The 16,315-nt window shown below is 71.1% G+C and carries 15 protein-coding genes; 7 read left to right on the forward strand and 8 right to left on the reverse strand.

Features of this window, described 5'->3' with window-relative positions; genetic code table 11:
- Window positions 1–18 precede the first annotated feature (18 nt).
- Window positions 19–3,126, reverse strand: coding sequence for a DUF3427 domain-containing protein (locus tag ACI78Z_RS08010; protein WP_457035995.1), 3,108 nt, complete (start codon window positions 3,124–3,126; stop codon window positions 19–21).
- A gap of 242 nt (window positions 3,127–3,368) precedes the next feature.
- On the opposite strand from ACI78Z_RS08010, the gene ACI78Z_RS08015 reads away from it, so the two are divergent.
- Window positions 3,369–3,692: a hypothetical protein gene (locus tag ACI78Z_RS08015; RefSeq protein WP_457035996.1), complete on the forward strand. Its 324-nt coding sequence runs from the start codon at window positions 3,369–3,371 to the stop codon at window positions 3,690–3,692.
- Entirely contained in the window at window positions 3,689–4,660 is a 972-nt protein-coding gene (locus ACI78Z_RS08020; RefSeq protein WP_457035997.1) for a hypothetical protein, read from the forward strand. Before ACI78Z_RS08015 ends, ACI78Z_RS08020 begins: the two co-directional genes overlap by 4 nt.
- Before the next feature lie 252 nt (window positions 4,661–4,912).
- On the opposite strand, the gene ACI78Z_RS08025 is transcribed toward ACI78Z_RS08020, so the two are convergent.
- The 5 genes from ACI78Z_RS08025 to ACI78Z_RS08045 form a co-directional block, all read right to left on the reverse strand.
- A complete protein-coding gene (locus ACI78Z_RS08025; RefSeq protein WP_457035998.1) occupies window positions 4,913–7,129 on the reverse strand; it encodes a PGN_0703 family putative restriction endonuclease in 2,217 nt (738 codons plus the stop codon).
- Between the two features lie 377 nt (window positions 7,130–7,506).
- Window positions 7,507–8,265, reverse strand: coding sequence for a hypothetical protein (locus tag ACI78Z_RS08030; RefSeq protein ID WP_457035999.1), 759 nt, complete (start codon window positions 8,263–8,265; stop codon window positions 7,507–7,509).
- A 121-nt stretch (window positions 8,266–8,386) separates the two neighbouring features.
- Window positions 8,387–9,046 carry an HD domain-containing protein gene (locus ACI78Z_RS08035; protein WP_457036000.1) on the reverse strand — a complete coding sequence of 220 codons (660 nt, stop codon included), beginning with the start codon at window positions 9,044–9,046 and terminating at the stop codon, window positions 8,387–8,389.
- Entirely contained in the window at window positions 9,043–10,281 is a 1,239-nt protein-coding gene (locus ACI78Z_RS08040) for a hypothetical protein (RefSeq protein ID WP_457036001.1), read from the reverse strand. The genes ACI78Z_RS08035 and ACI78Z_RS08040 overlap by 4 nt, the downstream gene beginning before the upstream one ends.
- 49 nt (window positions 10,282–10,330) lie before the next feature.
- On the reverse strand, window positions 10,331–10,750 hold the full coding sequence (locus ACI78Z_RS08045; protein WP_457036002.1) for a DUF898 family protein: 420 nt from the start codon (window positions 10,748–10,750) through the stop codon (window positions 10,331–10,333).
- A gap of 213 nt (window positions 10,751–10,963) precedes the next feature.
- Here ACI78Z_RS08045 and ACI78Z_RS08050 point away from each other — a divergent pair, with 213 nt between their 5' ends.
- Entirely contained in the window at window positions 10,964–11,644 is a 681-nt protein-coding gene (locus ACI78Z_RS08050) for an NUDIX domain-containing protein (protein WP_457036003.1), read from the forward strand.
- Between the two features lie 311 nt (window positions 11,645–11,955).
- A complete protein-coding gene (locus tag ACI78Z_RS08055; protein ID WP_457036004.1) occupies window positions 11,956–12,393 on the forward strand; it encodes a hypothetical protein in 438 nt (145 codons plus the stop codon).
- Between the two features lie 316 nt (window positions 12,394–12,709).
- On the opposite strand, the gene ACI78Z_RS08060 is transcribed toward ACI78Z_RS08055, so the two are convergent.
- Together ACI78Z_RS08060 and ACI78Z_RS08065 are read right to left on the reverse strand one after the other, a co-directional pair.
- A complete protein-coding gene (locus tag ACI78Z_RS08060) occupies window positions 12,710–13,114 on the reverse strand; it encodes a type II toxin-antitoxin system VapC family toxin (protein WP_457036005.1) in 405 nt (134 codons plus the stop codon).
- A complete protein-coding gene (locus tag ACI78Z_RS08065; RefSeq protein ID WP_457036006.1) occupies window positions 13,111–13,392 on the reverse strand; it encodes a type II toxin-antitoxin system Phd/YefM family antitoxin in 282 nt (93 codons plus the stop codon). The genes ACI78Z_RS08060 and ACI78Z_RS08065 overlap by 4 nt, the downstream gene beginning before the upstream one ends.
- Before the next feature lie 343 nt (window positions 13,393–13,735).
- Between ACI78Z_RS08065 and ACI78Z_RS08070 the strand changes: the two genes are divergently transcribed.
- The 3 genes from ACI78Z_RS08070 (at window position 13,736) to ACI78Z_RS08080 (ending at window position 16,314) form a co-directional block, all read left to right on the forward strand.
- Entirely contained in the window at window positions 13,736–14,755 is a 1,020-nt protein-coding gene (locus ACI78Z_RS08070) for a DUF3048 domain-containing protein (protein WP_457036007.1), read from the forward strand.
- 61 nt (window positions 14,756–14,816) lie between these two features.
- Entirely contained in the window at window positions 14,817–15,737 is a 921-nt protein-coding gene (locus ACI78Z_RS08075; protein WP_457036008.1) for a PGN_0703 family putative restriction endonuclease, read from the forward strand.
- A gap of 58 nt (window positions 15,738–15,795) precedes the next feature.
- Complete coding sequence (locus ACI78Z_RS08080; RefSeq protein WP_457036009.1) at window positions 15,796–16,314, forward strand: HNH endonuclease; 519 nt, start codon at window positions 15,796–15,798, stop codon at window positions 16,312–16,314.
- The last annotated feature ends 1 nt before the right edge of the window (window position 16,315 follow it).

Genomic DNA, 16,315 nt, shown 5'->3' on the forward strand with positions numbered 1-16,315 from the left:
GCAAGGACGATCCAACCTTCAAGCGACCCTCGCGGCGTGGAAGACGTCGGCCGGCAGGGCGTAGTCGAGTCGCCAGAGGATGCGCATCGGGCGCTCGCCGGTGTGGGACACGTAGGACATCGGCCCGGCGTAGAGGTAGGGCGGCGTGCCGAGCGTGCCGTCCGCCGTCTTCGACTCGCGAACGAACAGATGCACGGACGTGCCCAGTTGCTGGTGGTTGACGTAGCGCTGCCCCGTCGTCGACCGCTCGGCCGTCGCGTTCTGCGACTCCCACTGGAACAGCGTCGGCGTGATGGCGTGGTCGGCGTACATCGTGGTAGGGGAGAAGTGCGCCTCCGTTTTCTGCAGGGTCACAAAGAAGACGTCCGCTTGGTCCCCGGGCACCCACTTCACGCCCGAGCCCCATGTGCCGTTGAGGTCCTCGAGTCCGAAGGCTGCCAGTGCCTCGTCGCGGCTGTAACGCGCATGGACGTGCAGCGGGCGATCGCCGGCCTCGGTGAGCGGTCGGGCCACCCGGTGGATGCGCCCGTGCAGCACGCCGCTGAGCTCAACCAGCTCCTCGATGCGGCCCTGGTTGACCAGCAGTCGTGCCAGCGACTCCTCGATGCTGCTGAACGGCGTCCGCGAGCCGAACAGCGAGAAGTGCATCATCGCGGCCAGCCGCCTCAGCCGAGCCCGGCTGTGCGCGCCCGCATCGGATTGGTGCAACGACTGGAAAAAGCGCAGCCGCTCCAGGTCGTCGAGGTGCAGCATCCGGCCGAGCGCGGCACCCAGGGCAGCGTCGTCCGGGCCAGGTACGTCGTCGACCCAGCCGGCGGCGCGCTGCAGGTCCAGCCAGCTGCGACCGTTGCCGCGGTAGAGGTCCTCGAGTTCAACGCCCGTCTCCTCGAGGAAGTCGGCCAGCGACGGCGACTGCTCGCGCTTTGCCTCGTTGACCAGCCCCTTCCACGACACGCTCAGCGACTGCTTGATGTTGTCGAGGACGATCCGCTGCGCCACGCGGTCGAGCTCGATGTGACAGCCGGCAGGGAGGGTGGGGAAGCCCTGCTCAACGTCCCGCTGCACGCCTCGCCGCGAGCTGCCGGTCAGCGCGCGGAAGCGCAGGTCGAAGCGGAACTCCTTGTGCTGGGCGCCGATGAAGTCGAGGACCGTCAGACAGGCCTTGTCCTCGGCCAGCCGCAGACCGCGACCCAGCTGCTGGAGGAACACGGTCGCGCTCTCCGTGGGCCGGAGGAACAACACGGTGTCGACGGTCGGGATGTCGAGGCCTTCGTTGAACAGGTCGACGGCGAAGAGGACGTTGACCGTCCGGTCGCGCAAAGCGGCCAGCGCCGCCGCCCGCTCCTCGCGAGTCGACGTCGACGTCACCGCGCGGCTCGGGATGCCGGCGCGGGTGAACCGGTCGGCCATGTACTGCGCGTGCTGGACGCTCACGCAGAAGCCCAGCGCTCGCATCCGGCCGGGGTCCTCGATCTTGTCCTTCACCGCCTGCAGGACGAGCCGGACACGGTGGTCGTCGCCGGTGTAGACATTGGTCAGCTCGGTGGTGTCGTACCCGCGGCCGCGCTTCCACCGCAACTGGTCGAGTGCGACGTCGTCGTGGATGCCGAAGTACTGGAACGGAGCCAGGAGGTTCTGCTCGAGCGCCTCCCACAGCCGCAGCTCAACGGCGGTGCGTCCGTCGAACCAGGTGCGCACGTCGGCGCCGTCGGCTCGCTCGGGCGTCGCCGTCAGACCGAGCAGGACGGTCGGCTTGAGGTGCTCGAGCAGCCGCCGGTAAGTGCTCGCCTCGGCGTGGTGGAACTCGTCGACGATGACGACGTCGAAGTGCGCGGGGTCGAGCTCGTCGAGGTCGAGCTGGTTGAGCGACTGCACGGAGCCGAAGACGTGCCGCCACTCGCGGGGCCGCTGGCCGCCGACGAACAGCTCGCCGAAGTCGCCCTGGCGGAGGACGTGGCGGAACGTCGACAGGCTCTGGGTCAGCAGCTCCTCGCGATGGGCGACGAACAGCAGGCGGTCGACCATGCCGCTCTCACGGAGCCGCCGGTAGTCCAGCGCGGAGACGACCGTCTTGCCGGTGCCGGTTGCCATCACGACGAGGTTGCGCCAGCGGTTGTGGACGGTCCGTTCGGCGTCGAGCGCCTCGAGGATCTCGCGCTGGTAGCCGAAGGGGCGGACGTCGAGCGTGGTGATCTCGATGGGCAGGTCGGACGGGCCGCCGCGCTCCGCCGCCAGCGCTGCGCGGAGGCGGTCGCCATCGCGGTGCGGCTCGTAGGTCTCGAACGACGGGTCGAGCCAGTAGCTGTCGAAGGTCTCAGCGAACGTGGTGAGCAGGTGCGCCTGCTCGACGTTGGACAGCCGCACGTTCCACTCAAGACCGTCGGTCAGAGCGGTGCGGGACAGGTTCGACGAGCCGACGTACGCCGTCGACAGGCCGGTGGCGCGACGGAACAGCCAGGCCTTGGCGTGCAGCCGCGTCGTCCGGGTCTCGTAGGAGACCTTCACCTCGGCACCCTGCTCGACCAGGCGATCGAGAGCGCGCTGGTCGGTGGCGCCCATGTACGTGGTGGTGATGACGCGCAACCGGCCGCCGCGCTCGCGCAGCTCGGTCAGCTGCTTCTCGATGACCCGCAGGCCCTGCCACTTGATGAAGGCGCACAGCAGGTCGACGGAGTCCGCGGAAGCAAGCTCGCGGGCGACTTCGAAGCCGATGCGCGGCTGGCCGCGGCCGTTGACGAGCAGGGCACTGGTGGACATCGGGACGGCCGGCCGCCCTGGGAAGGTCGCCGGGCCCGGCGTGGGGGAGGGCTGGGCGATGGCGAGCAGTGTGCGCGGCGGCTCGACGACGGCGTCCTCGGGAGCGGCCGCGTCCGGCGCCAGTGCGGTGATGGCCTTGACCATGTCGTTGGCCAGTGCGACCTGTCGGCTGACCGCGGTCCGGTCACTGCCGCCGGCGTTCCGCAGGGCTCGGGAGGCCAATTCGGCGATGTGCCGGGTCAGCGTCTCGTGCGCGTCGACCGGGTCGAGCTCGCCAAGGAAGACGAGGTCGGCGTCCGTGTCGGCCAATCGACCGTTCAGTGCCTCCGTCAGCAGGTGTTCGTAGACCCCGGGTGTCAGATCTCCCACGGACGGACCGTAACTGGAACGCCACCGCGAGCTAACGGTGCCACTCGCAAGAAGCGCGCACAGCAGCCGGGGAACCGCGCGGCCACACCGGATGGTGCCGGCATGCCACGGTGGTCCTTCTTGGGTTGCCGTCGCTTTGCGTCAGGCCCTCCCGAACGGATGACCACGCCGTGTGTCGGCTTCATGTGGCCGGTCACTCGTCGATGTCCTCGGAAGGCGAGGACTGAGGACAGGAGAGCGGTGTGGTCACCGAGGTGCAGACGAGCGAGGGCTTCGACTTCCTGGGGCGGCTGAGAAGCGTCGCAGTCACAGCGGGGGAGCGGGTCGCGGACACGGAGGTGGGCAAGAAGCTCGCACCCGTCTTCGAGCAGGGCAAGAAGACCACGTCCGAGGCGCTCAAGGTCGCGGCCCATGTTGGCGGACAGGTACACGAGTTCGCCACGCAGGACGAGTTGTGGAAGGAGCAGCGCGCCCTCCTCGAGCAGATGCTCGAGGTGCTCACGCTGCAGCAGGGCCTCATCGAGGACCTCCGCGCGCGCGTCGCCGTCCTCGAGGGCGCCGAGTGATCCCGCTGGCCGAGCGACTGGATGCGCTGAAGGAGCGACTGGAGCGCCTGGGGGCAACGGCGCTTCCCTGGGACGTCGTCAGTCGCAGGGTGGCTGACCTGCGGAGGATCCCGCCGGAGACGTGGGCCACGGCCGGACTGGCGGTCGACGGCTACCTGGCCGCGGCTGAGGACGAGTGGCCACCGGAGATCGTCGAGGCGCTGGAGCGGCTCGGGTGGGCAGAGAACTGGAACCCCCGCGCGTTGGGCTTCCTCGTCGCTCCCGTGGACAGCGCCTCGGCTGGCGGATTCGTGAACGGTGTCAAGGGGACGTTGTTCGAGGACGTCGTGGAGCACCGGGCCGAAGCCGGGGTGCTAGATCTACCGGAGGGCGCTGACGGTCTCGCGCTCGCCGAGAAGCTCAACCAGCCAGGGTGGGACGCCGAACTGCTCCGGGACGACGAGGTCGTCGGCGTCGTGCAGATGAAGGCCACTGGATCCGTCGACTACCTGGCGGAGCACTTCGACAGGTATCCCGACATCGGCCACGTCATCGCGACCAGCGAGGTTGCGGAGGCGGCGGCTGCGCGAGGGATGGACGTCATCGACGCGGGGGTCCAGAACGCCGACTTGACCGCGACGCTGCAGCAGGCGGCCGGGTCCCTCGACGCGGGAAGCCTCGTGCGCGAGTGGCTCCCGGCCACCGGGCTCAGCATCGTTGCCCTACGCGCCCTCCAGGCGCAACGTGGCGGCGCCTCCGTCAACGAGATCAAGTCCATCCTCGCTGAGGAGGGCGTCACGCTCGTGGCTGCACACGCCGCCGGACTGGCCGTCGAGACGGCCACTGGGGTCGTGATCCTCCGCCCGGTGACGAGTGTGGGTGTCCGCCTGGCCCGCCGCCGCTACCTCATCCAGAAGGAGGCGCGAGAGGACCTGGCTCGCCAACGCACGCTGGCCAAGGCGCTCGCCGAGCGCGCTCATGCGTGTTAGGTGGCGTCATCGCCATTCAGATGTGCCCTGTGGGTTCCTCGCGTCTTCGTCGTCCATGGTGCTGAAGTCCTCGGGCGGAGAGTGATCAGTCGGTCCGCTGAGCTGTGCTCCCGGAGTTCGAGCCGTAGTGGCTCCCACTGGTGTGTCGATGACGGTTGTTGAAGCGGCACGGACTCTCGATGCGGGTAAGACGCCAGCGGACGTCGGTGCTCTCTCTGTGGGTCCCCTGGCCCGGGGGTTTGGTCAGGTCACTCATGCAACGTCCGCCGAGTAGCGGGCGACGTACTCGTCCGAGGTGACCGCCGGGTCACAGAAGACGGCCGGGTTCAGATGCTGGAACCGGTCGGGCCGGCGCAGCAGCCGCGTCCAGACCTCGTCGACGGTCGTGCCTGCCTGGCGGTGGCCGTCCCGGGTGAGGCTGGCTTGGTAGGCGCTGTTGGCCGGTGGCAGGACGTGCACGACCCGTACCGCCGAGGCGCCCAGCTCCCCGCGCGCCTCGAGTCCGTGCGCGAGGAGCTGCTGGCGCATCAGCTGGTAGAAGGGCTCCGCCAGCATGTCCTCGAACGGGACGACGTCGGTGCGCAGCGGACCGTCGTCCGCCGCCCACAGGTGGTGGTAGCGCTGCCGCCGCACGGCGTCCTTCACCGGGTCAGCCGGGCGCCCGCGCCGGTAGTCCTCGGTGTACTTCCACTCGACGAGCGCCAGCTCGGTCTCGCCCTCGGACGTCCGGTACAGGAAGGCCGCGTCGACACTGGTGTTCTGCGCACCGCGGGTGCGGTTGCCGCCCCGCGCCTCGCCCAGGACGTCGGCCGAGCCGATGAACTCGAACGTCAGGTGACGTCCCGGCTCGATGGGCAGCACCTCCCCGATGTCGAGGACCCTGCCGAACGCCTTTTGCAGTCGAGCGGGGTCGCGGACCATACGGGCCAGCGCGTTGACGCACTGCACCTGCGAGGACAGCAGGTGGTTGCCGGGCCCGCCGCCGTGGCCCCGGTGCCACGGGATGCCCAGCTCGGCGAAGAGGGACAGCGCCTCCTCGCGGACGTCGGGCAGCAGGTTGGCCGCGGCGTGCTCGACCGGCAGGCAGAAGTTCAGCGGAACGGACGACGGGCCGCCCCAGTACGGCGCCGGGCGACGAGCGTCATCCGGCAGCGCGGCGGTCCGCTCCTTCCAGCGGACGGCGGTGGCGCGGCAGGCGGTGCGGAAGGCGTTGTCACCCGTCCTGGCGGGCTCCGTCCACTCGGCGGGCACGGTGCGCTCGGCGGGGGACACCACGGACGGGCTCACGTCCGGGCCGAACCAGTCGGTCACGGCCTGCACCGACCAGGCGACGTCGTCGGCGAGAGCGGCCAGCAGGGCGGCGCTGTACCGGGACAGGGCGACCTGGCCATCCGCGTCGGCACCGACGACCAGGTCGAGGACCAGGCGGGCCGCCGGTGAGGCCCCGAGCCGGTCCGCGAGCACGTCGCGGTAGGCGTGCGCCCAGGTGAGGTAGTCGAGGCCCTGGAGCACGAGAAGGGCGTCGTCGTTGCTGGCCAGCTTGGTCTCGACGACGCGCAGGTCACCGTGACCGTCGAGCCCCAGCAGGTCGACGTACCCGCGGCTCCACCGTGCAGGAGTGTCGCGCGGACGCCAGGCCGGCACCTCGCGGAGCGCCGGCTGCTCGATGCCGACGAGGTGGGGACTGCGTCGCAGGACCGCCTGCAGCCAGTGCTCGTCGGGACGGTGCAGCGACCCCTCGCCCGGCTGGAGGCGCCGGACGATCCCCGCCTCCACCGCACCCCGCACCTCCGCGAGCTGCTCGTCGGTGAGCCGGGTGCCGTGGTCGAGTTCCAGGGCGAGGGGTGCGCGGTCGTCGGTGCTGCCGTGGATGCCGGCCAGGACACGCAGCCCACCCCGCCGACCGCGGACGGACAGCACCCGCTGTCCTGAGCAGTGCCACGCGCGCTCGTTCTGCCGGTGTGCGGAGTCCAGCCGGGGGTCCCGGGTCGCCCAGTCGACGAGCAGGCCGACAGCACCCGCACGGGCGCCGAGGTGCAGGGCGGTCGATGCGGCGGCGAAGTCCGTGCGGACGTCGCCGTCCTCCAGGCGCGCGCCGAGGGCGGCGACGGCTGCCGTCCGGTCGAGCACGGGTGCCGGCCGGACGGTGGCCCCGTCGTGCAGCCACAGCTCGGGACGGCGCGCGTCGGTGAACCACGGGATGCGCTGTGCAGTGGCCGTGCAGTGGCCGTGGGGAAGGGCCAGGACGAGCCGGCGGTCGCCGGCCCAGGTCATGCCGTACGCCAGCGCCAGCTGGGCGGCGTCGCCCTCCTGCGGTCCGGCGACGACGAGGAAGCGGGTCTCGTCGGCGAAGTAGGCGAACCGGTCCGACCGGCCGTCGGATGAGCGCTCTGGGATGCCCATGGCCGCCGCGATGGTGGGCGCGACCTCCCGGTTGAAGGAGGTGCGTTCGAGGTCGCCACGCGTCACGGTCGGTTCCTCACAAGGTGCGGTCTGGGGCCGACGAACTGCCGGAATGTAGGTGGTCCGGCCCTGCGCCGTCGTCCTCCAATGGGGTGTCCGGGGCGCGACTTCGCAGCGGGACGGATGGGACGCGCGGGTGCTCACGAGGTGCCCGGGTGCTGACGTCTGGACTCGATGCACCACCTGCTAGACCGGCGCTGTGCGGACCACTTCGCCGCTGGGCGGACGAGGAATGCGCCGTCGCCGATCAATTAGCCAGTGCTGCTGGAGCGGATCCGAGAGTTCCTCCCGACATCCGAGCGGGGTGTGAGTGGGCGCGGGTGCTCGCGCAGTTGGAGAGCAGGGTGCGCGCAAGCGTTGACCGCCCCCGCTTGCGGACGAGGTCACGAGCAACGGCACATCGCAAGGACGCTGAGCCGCATACCGCAGGACGGGCACAACGGGGTCTCGTGGAGCGTCCGACTCGTCTGAGCGCCCGCGTTGACCTTGATCACCATGGCCGGCTTCGTGCCCTTGGTGGCACGTCCGTCCCGTGAGGGCAAGCGCCAGCGGCGAGTCAGCACCTCGGCGACCTGGGCCTTGGTCACGTCGATCCCATGCGCGCGCAAGAGTGCGGCGAGTCTCTTGTGACCCATCTGCGGGTTGGCGTGCGCGACACGGCGGATCTCTGAAGCGACCTTTCGAGGAACCGGCTTCGTCTTCGGCGCGGGGCCTCTGGCGCTGGCTATTGGCAACGGCCTCTTGAGAATGGCCGCGACCTGTGGCGGGCTGACCGGAGTGCCCGCCCTCGTGAGGGAGGCCGCCAGGCTCCTGACGTCGGCTCGTGGGTTCAGGCGGGCGGCCGCGAGGATCTTCTTGCGCACGGACTTCGGGACCGAAGTCGCGGCTTGTAGAGCCGACGCTGTGCCGCTGTTGCGAGCGGGGGTCTCGGCGGCTGCCCTGTGGCCGCCGGTTCCCGACCGTGACATCCGTGTTGTCTTCTTGCCGGTCAGCCCAGCATCACGCCGAGCCGACCGGGTGGTCGACAGTTCTGCCGCCTGCAGGTCCCAGGGTGCCTGCCGCTCGACGACTTCGTCGTCCGGCGCATCATCCGGCAGCTCGCGTGCGTGGTCCGCGAACCAATCCCCGATCGACCTGGCCACCTGACCTCCTGTGAGTGCTGGGAAGTCGAAGTGATCACACGACTACGACAGGGCCAACAGCTCAGGGAGCCCGCCGTCGGAGGATCACCCGAGGGGGTGACGGCAGATCCGGAGTCGCCGCTCAAGGCATCTCAGCTGGGACGGCGAACCGCTCGACCGCCGCTGCGGCGAGCAGCTCATCCACGGCGCGGTGCAGGGCGTCGGCGATCGAGCTGCCCGGCAGTCGCTCGGCGACCGCCCGCTCCACGCTCGTGTAGTACCAGAGCAGCTCGTCCCGGCTCGCGTTGAACGTCGACCAGAAGTCCTGCCCGTACCGGCGCACGTCGGCGGCGATGCACAGCCCGTTGTGCGCCTTGTCCGCCGCCGTCACCAGGAGTGCGTCGAGCGGCTTGTGGGCGAGGCCGGCCACGTACGGGATCTTGCGTTCGGCCCACGTCCCGTTCCGGTTGCCATTGGCGTCCAGGCCGTCCGAGCAGGCGTACACGATGTCGGCGACGGCGCCCCCGAACCGCGACCGGATCTCGGCCAGCACCTCGCCGCCGGTACCCGGCCGCGCGTCCTCGACCGCGTCGTGCAGCAGCGCGGCGATCGCCTGGTCCTCGCTGCCGCCGTGCTCCATCACCAGCGCGCTGACGCTCAGCAGGTGCGTCATGTACGGCACCCGCGAGCCCTTGCGCAGCTGTTCCCGGTGGTGCCGGGAGGCGAACAGCAACGCCTCGTCGAAACGCTCGCTCAACGGCCCGCTGCCCAGCTGCCGCCGGTCCTCCAAAGTTGCAGTCACGCGTTCTCCTTCTCTCTCAGCACGGCGGCGATCGCGTCGACGTTCGCCGGCACGGTGGTCCGCCGGGACGCCGCACGGATGGCGGCGTCGTGCGCGTACACGTCGTCGCCCTTGGCGCCCCAGTCGGGGTCGAGTGCCCAGTAGCGGACGACCTCGACCTGGTTCGAGCCCGATGAACGGGTCACGGTCGCCCAGTTCTCGCCGCCGAGCCGCAACTCCAGCTCCTCGGAACCGGCCGACCGGGTCAGCGAGCTGTGCACCACGCCGGGGACGGCACCCAGGGCGGCGAGCAGCAGTTCGTCCGCCCCGACGCGACCTCCGCTCGCGCCGATCCAGCGCAGCCGGACGTGCGTCGTCTCGCCGCGCTGCTCCTGCGACACGACCTTGTAGCGGCCGCCAGTCACCAGCTCCTGCTCCTCTGCCTTGAGGTCGGATGCGATCCACGCCGGCACGGCCGGGAACGCCCCGACCAGCTCGAAGAGGAAGCGGGTGCCGAAGCTGTCGGCCACTTCTCGACTCAGCGAGACGCCCCAGAGCGGCATCTCGAGCCGCCCGGTGCGCAGCTCCCGCTCGATCTGGGGGTCCTCGTCCGACTTGGACGTGATCCCCCGCCCGGCGAAGGTCCGCAGTGGCAGGCCGACCTGCACGTTCCACCCGTCGGCGTCCAGGTGCGGCGCCGCGTTGACCGCCCGCAGCAGGGCAATGCCGGCGTCGAGCGTCTCGCGCTGGGACCGGGCGGCGGTCTCGTAGCCGGTGATGAACTCGGCGCGGAAGTAGTGGTGGATGCCGGTCAGTACCCGCGCCGCACCGCGGATCGGCGAGGACCCTCCGTTCTGTCCGCCCTGCCACAGGGCGCATGCCTCCGCCAGGTCCTCGGCCGAGACCACGGGTTGCCCGCTCGGACGGGCCCGCTCCGCCGCCCGTGCCTGCTTCTCCCGCAGCCGGTCGACAGCCTGCTCGGCCTCGTCGACGACGAGGTCGACGGCCTCGGCCGGAGTCGCCGCCGTCCCCACCGTCCTCGACTTCAAGTCGAGCGTGAAGCCGTCGTCCGGGGTCGGGAGCTCGACCGTGCCGTCGGAACGGAGCCGGATGAACTGCGTGAAGTAGGTCAGCGGGTTGCGGCTGCTGATTGTCACGTACATGTCCTCGCCGAGTTCGACTCGGACCGCGACGTCCTCGTCGTCGTGCTTCTCCACGCGGGCGAGCACCTGCTGCCGGACGATCTCCAGATCCACGGGTCTCCTTTCGCGCCGGGGGAGACGGGCCCCCACCCCGGCGGTCGTCTCAGTGCTGTGCGTACGGGGCCGGCGCGGAGCCCGGCATCGGCAGCCCGCCGACCTGCTGCACCGGAATGGCCGGGCGGACGTCGGTCAGCGGCAGCGGGGTGCGGCTGCGGTCGGAGTCGGTGTGCTCCCACTTCCACTCGGCGATCCGCGGGCCGACCCAGAACAGGTAGATGCCGAGCGTGATGAAGCTCAGCAGCAGCCACTTGATCCAGTTGCCGAACAGCCCGACGGCCGAGCCGGTGAAGACCAGCGGGAAGCCGTCGATGTAGCTGTGCTTGGCCCGCCACCGCTCCTTGAGGACCAGCGCGAACGGGGAGCAGACGCCGAAGGTGCAGACGGTGATGAGGACGCCGAGGAGAGCGGTCCCCACGTAGGTGGCCGCGCCGCCGTCGAAGCGGAACCTGCCGGACCTGGACATGACGTACTCCCGTGGAGAGACGGTGATGGACCCACGTCCATCGGCAGGGCCCCGACTCAGCGGAACCGGCTCGTCCCGATCGCACCGTCGACGTCATCGGGCTCCCGCGAGTCGGTCAGACGCGGTCTGGTCGGTCACCACGGCCACTCCCTTCAATTAGCTCATCCCTGCGCCAACCCAAGGTTAGACGGATTCTGCGCTAATGTCCACTCCGTGTACCGCGACAGTTCGGGCAAGCGCCTCGTCGACTACCCGCGGCCGTCGGTCGCCGTCGACACCGCTGTCCTGACCGTCCCGGACGCCGACCCGCAGCTCTCGGTGCTCCTCGTCCGCCGGGCGGATGAGTCGCGCACGGAGGAGTGGGCGCTGCCCGGCACGTTCCTGCACGAGAGGGAGACCCTCGCCGGCGCCGTCCAGCGGTCCCTGCGGGAGAAGGTCGGCCTGACACCGGAGGTCGCTCCGCGCCAACTGCACGTCTTCGACGACCCGGACCGTGACGACCGCGGTTGGGTGCTGTCCGTTGCCCACGTCGCCGCGCTCCCCTGGCGAGCGGTCGCACCGGTGCTCGGGGCGCGGCCCGAAGGTGTGGCCGCGCGGCCGGTCGACGAGGTGCGTGGGTTGCTGTTCGACCACGACGAGATCGTCCGGCGGGCCGCGGCCGACATGCGGGCCGCCTACCGGGAACGACCAGACCCGGACCGGTTGCTCGACGAGCCGTTCACGATGCGCGAGCTGTTCCGCCTGCACGACGCCGTCGCCGGTGGGCTCGGCTACTCGGCCGACACCTTTCGCCGGGCGATGCTGCCGATGCTCGAGGAGACGCAGCGGAGGTCGGCGGGGACGGTCGGCAAGCCGGCCCAGCTCTACCGCCGGACGTCCGTATCGGCCGGCTGACCCGACGGGCATCGGCCGTCCGTCGGCGCCGGGCACTCCTGTCGGTGGCGCGTGCCACCATTCGCGCCCGGCCGTCACGGGAACGGTCAGCGAGACGGGGAGTGGCATGACGGAACCGGTCGGCGTCCAGGTGGGGCGTGTCTGCCCCCGGTGCGGGCGGGAGGACTCGGTCCCGCTGCGTTGGGGTCTGCCCGCGGTCGAGGATCTCCGGCTCGCCGAGCGCGGCCTGGTCGCGCTCGGCGGCTGCCTGGTGCCGGGGGAGGAGCCGGTTCTCTCCTGCCGCTCGTGCGGGCTCGAGTGGGGGCGCGAGGGTGACCCGACCGCTGATGAGCAGGCGTTGGCGGATCTGCTGGGCGTCCGGCACGCCGACGTCGTCCGCGCCCTCGGTACCGGGTGGCGACGGGAGAACCCCCGCCGTCGACGACGGGTTGGAGTGGTTAGTCAGCGGTGAGCCGGCGCAGGTCGCCGTCGGCGTCGACGACCTCGGGTTCGTGCTGGCCCGCCCGCTGACCTCGTGGGGCGAGGAACGCGCAGATCTCCAGCCGACGGATGGGGGCCGGTTCGGCCGGGACGACCTGCTGTGGTCGCCCGAGGTCATCGCCGAGGTGGCGGAGGCCATCGCCGCGCGCCGGCGCCGGTCGTTCCGCTGGTGCCGCACCTGCCGCCGCGCGCACGCACCCGAGTCGTTCGTCGGTGCCGCGAGTGCCTGTCGACCGTGTGCATCGGCCTTCTTCGACATCGAGGCATGACACCGTTGGTCCTCCGCCTCACGAAATCGACGGAGGGCTGGAGAGGGGCATGGAGTTCGTCGTGGACGGTGCACGTCACACCTTCGACGCCGCCACGGTGCGGTCGGCTCTCCGCGGCATGAGTCCCGACGACGTGTTCGAACACCGGGTGGACGTCGACGGCGTGCGCCGGCCGCCGAAACGGCTGTTCCCCTGGCGACCGGCCTCGACCGCGTCGCGTTCACCTCGTACACCGCGCTGCGGCAACTCCGGCGTCTCACGACGGGCGCCCTGGGCACCTCGCGCCGGCGGAAGCTGGGTCTGCCCGGCGCACCCGTCAGGACGGCGACGTCACGAGGAGACCCACCTCGGTCGCCGCGGCGGCCAGCTCGGAGTCGTAGGTGACGAAGTCGGTCAGCTCCGATCCGAAGGGCTCGGCCGTGGCCAGGTGGAGGGCGTCCAGCGAACCGAGCTCGCGGAGCCGGTAGCCCTTCGCTCTGGCCAGGACCGCACGGCTGAGGTCGAGGACGTAGAGGCCGCGCAGCGCCTGCCCTGCCACGTACGGCACCCGCTGGTGGTCCAGGCCGGCACGCAGCAGCGTGCGGCTGATCTCCAGCTCGGCCAGCTCGCTCGTCGCCAACTCGGTGCCGGAGGGAAGCCGGCCGCGCCAGCTCCGCAGGGCCTCCGACTCGGCCTCGCGCTTGATGAACTTCACCAACGCGCTGGTGTCGAAGTAGATCAACGTCCGCGCTCGCGGCGCCGGTCGGCGACCACCAGCTCCGTCAGGCTGTCGAGCTCGGGAGCGAGGTCGGGGATCAACTCCGGCATTCCCTGGTCGACCGGTGCGGTCGCCTCCCCGGAGGCCACGAGGTCGTGCAGCGAGCCCGGGCGCTCGACCTCGGGCACCATGCGCAGGATCGGGCGGCCGCGATCGGTCACGACGACGGTGACGCCGGCCCGGACCCGCGCCACCACCCTAGACGGGTTCTGGTTCAGCTCCCGCAGGCCGATCGTCTCCATGCCGAAAATGTACCTACATGACCTAGGTACCTCAACAGGAGTGCGGCCGGAAGCCGTTCCCGCGCGCGGCCGGCGGTGTCGCCAGGTCGGCGAGTCGGCTCCCGGCCGCCTGCTGGGGTTCCAGGCGTCCGGCTGCTTCGCGGATGGTGGTGCCGCGTCCGGTGGGCCCTGCCGATACAGGAAGGGCAACGCCTCCCGAGTCAGGAGCCCCGACGTGCCCAGGTCCACCGCGCCCCGGTCCCGCTCCGGGCCGAGCAAGGGCACTCGTACCGCGAAGGGCACCCGAGTCAAGGGAGGAAAGGCGGCGAAGGGCCGCCGGTCGAGGTCCGGGCGCGTCTTCCGAGTGGCCTTGCTCGTGGTGCTGGTGACCGCCGGCGTGGTCGCGTGGCCGGCGGCGGAGAAGCACCTGTCCGCCTTGCCGTTCCTGGACTCGGTCATCGCCGCGCTGACGCCGTCCGCACCCGCCTGGCCGCTGACAGGAGTCCCGGCCGACGCGATCGGCGACCGTCCGGCGCTCGCGGTGAAGATCGAGAACTCCGTCGACGCCCGCCCGCAAACTGGCCTGGGCGCCGCGGACGTGGTGTGGGAGCAGGTCGTCGAGGGCGGGATCACCCGGTTCGTCGCCGTCTACCACTCCGACCTCCCACCGGAGATCGGCCCGGTGCGGTCGATCCGGCCGATGGACGCCGCGATCGCCGCGCCGCTGGGCGGTCTGCTCGCTTTCTCCGGTGGCGTGCCGACCTACGTCACCGCCGCCCAGGACGCGGGACTGCAGGCGCTCAGCCAGGACTCCGGAGCCGACGGCTTCCACCGGACGTCGACCCGGGCGGCGCCGCACAACGTGTACGCGGTGCCGCAGACCCTCGTCGACCAGGCCGACGCCGCCCACCGGGCCTCACCCGGCGCCCAGTTCGACCACTCCGCGGCCGGCGAACGACCCACTGCCGTTGCCGGGGGGCGGCCGGTGGCCACCCTGGAGCTCACGCTGTCCGGGGTCAGCCACCCCCGGTGGACCTGGAACGCCGCGGACGGTCGTTGGCTGCGCAGTGAGGGGGGTACCCCGGCGGTCGAGGCGGACGGCCGGCGGATCGGCGCCACCAACGTCGTCGTCCTGCGCGTCGACGTCGTCGCGACCGAGGCCCGCGACCCGGCCGGCAACCCCGTCCCGGAGACCATCCTGACCGGCACCGGCCGGGCGCTCGTCGCCTCCGGCGGACACACGGTCGAGGCCACCTGGTCCAAGCCGGGGGCCGGGGACCGGATGACGCTGACTACAGCGGACGGCGCCGCGGTGACACTCGCGCCCGGCGCCACCTGGGTCGAGCTGGTCCCCGACAGCGGCGGCGCGGTCGCCACCGGATGACCACGGAGACACGCAACGTCGAAGGGGCACCCGGCTGCCTTCGGCTCCTGAATGAGATGGCATGACCACGGAAGACATCACCTCCGTCGCCTCGGACGACCGGATCACCCGGTGCGAGCGCCAGCGGCAGTCCGAGTACCGGGAGCACGTCCTGCGACTGCCGGCCGGGCGTCGCGGTAACCGTGTCCTCGGCAACTACCTCCCGCCCGAGCACTGGCGCCGCAACTTCCTCAGCGAGGAAGCCGCCGACTACGCCGAGAAGCGGGCAGGCCAGGTGCAGGGCGAGGGCGGGCAGCTGGAGGAGACCCGACTGCGCACCAACATGTTGAGCTCCATGCCGGTGGCCTTCAGCGTCTTCGGCCACTTGAGAGCGCATCGGACCGCCGCCGTCCGGCTGCTCAGCGACCTGCTCGACCTCGACGTCGCCGAGCTGGTGCCCGTGCAGGTCGGGTCCCGCGCGATCGACGGCATCGAGTGCGAGTGGGCGCCGGACCGGCGCGAACACCTGGACGACCGCACGGCGTTCGACGCCGTCGTCTCCGCGCGACTCGGCGACGGTCGCGGCCTGCTCGTCGCGGTGGAGACCAAGTACGTCGACAACTTCAGCCGGGACCCGAACCGCGAGCGGACGGACGTCAAGTACCGCGCGCATTGCGAGGACTTCGGTATGGCGGAGGGCGCCTACGACCGGCTCCGGGACCACGCCACCCGGCAGCTGTTGCGCAACGTGCTGCTGACCGAGAGCGTCCGCCGCGGTGGCTCGACCGGCGCCCCGGTGTTCGACGAGGCCGTCACGGTCGTCCTGGCGCGGGACGACGACACCTCGGCGCGGGCAGCGGTGGAGGCGGTGGCAGCCGACCGCGGGAGGATGCGTACCGACGTCCGCTCCATCGGGCACGGGCAGCTCGCGACGGCCGCCGAACGGATTGCCGAGCTGGCCGACTGGGCCGGCCGCTTCCGGCAGCGTTACGTCGGCGGCTGAATCGCCCGAACGTGCGACGCGGCTTCAGCCCCTCTTCGCTGGGCCCGTTGAGATGGGCATGGGCGCACTCGTCGCGGAACCGGAGACGGCTGGGTCCAACCCCGGCGACATCGTCGGTGAGGTGTTCCAGAGCGTTGTGGCAGAGGTCCTCCCAACCCCGTGGCTGGTCGGCCTCCTCGCGGTGCTCACACTCGGAGAGCTGGTCCGACTCGGCCGCGCGATGGTCCACGGAGGTCAGAGGCGGGACCCTCGTCGCACCTTCTCCCGGGCCGAGAAGGCCGACCTCATCGAGCGGGCAGGTCATCGATGTGAGCACCACTCGCGGCTGCTCGGTCGGTGCCGGAAGACCGAAGCGCTCCAAGCCGACCACGTCCACCCGCACAGCCGTGGCCGGGCGACCGACGTCGTGAATGGCCAGGCCCTCTGCCAATGGCACAACGAGCGGAAGTCCGCCCGCGTGCCGTGGAACCGGGAGCTCGATCGGCTGGCCCGGCGCCGGGAGAGCTACTTCCCTCCCGGGACGCCGACCGCAGTGGCGCGGTACGGCGCGCCGGCCGGTCAGCCTGTCGAGGTCTGAC

It is taken from the genome of Geodermatophilus sp. SYSU D01176 (assembly GCF_054050015.1).

Bases quoted from the DNA above. Each gene is read 5' to 3' on its own strand.
- ACI78Z_RS08045 (WP_457036002.1), bottom strand. From the start codon at position 10,750: ATGTCCAGGTCCGGCAGGTTCCGCTTCGACGGCGGCGCGGCCACCTAC.
- ACI78Z_RS08065 (WP_457036006.1), bottom strand. From the start codon at position 13,392: ATGGAGACGATCGGCCTGCGGGAGCTGAACCAGAACCCGTCTAGGGTG.
- ACI78Z_RS08075 (WP_457036008.1), top strand. From the start codon at position 14,817: ATGACCACGGAAGACATCACCTCCGTCGCCTCGGACGACCGGATCACC.
- ACI78Z_RS08080 (WP_457036009.1), top strand. From the start codon at position 15,796: ATGGGCGCACTCGTCGCGGAACCGGAGACGGCTGGGTCCAACCCCGGC.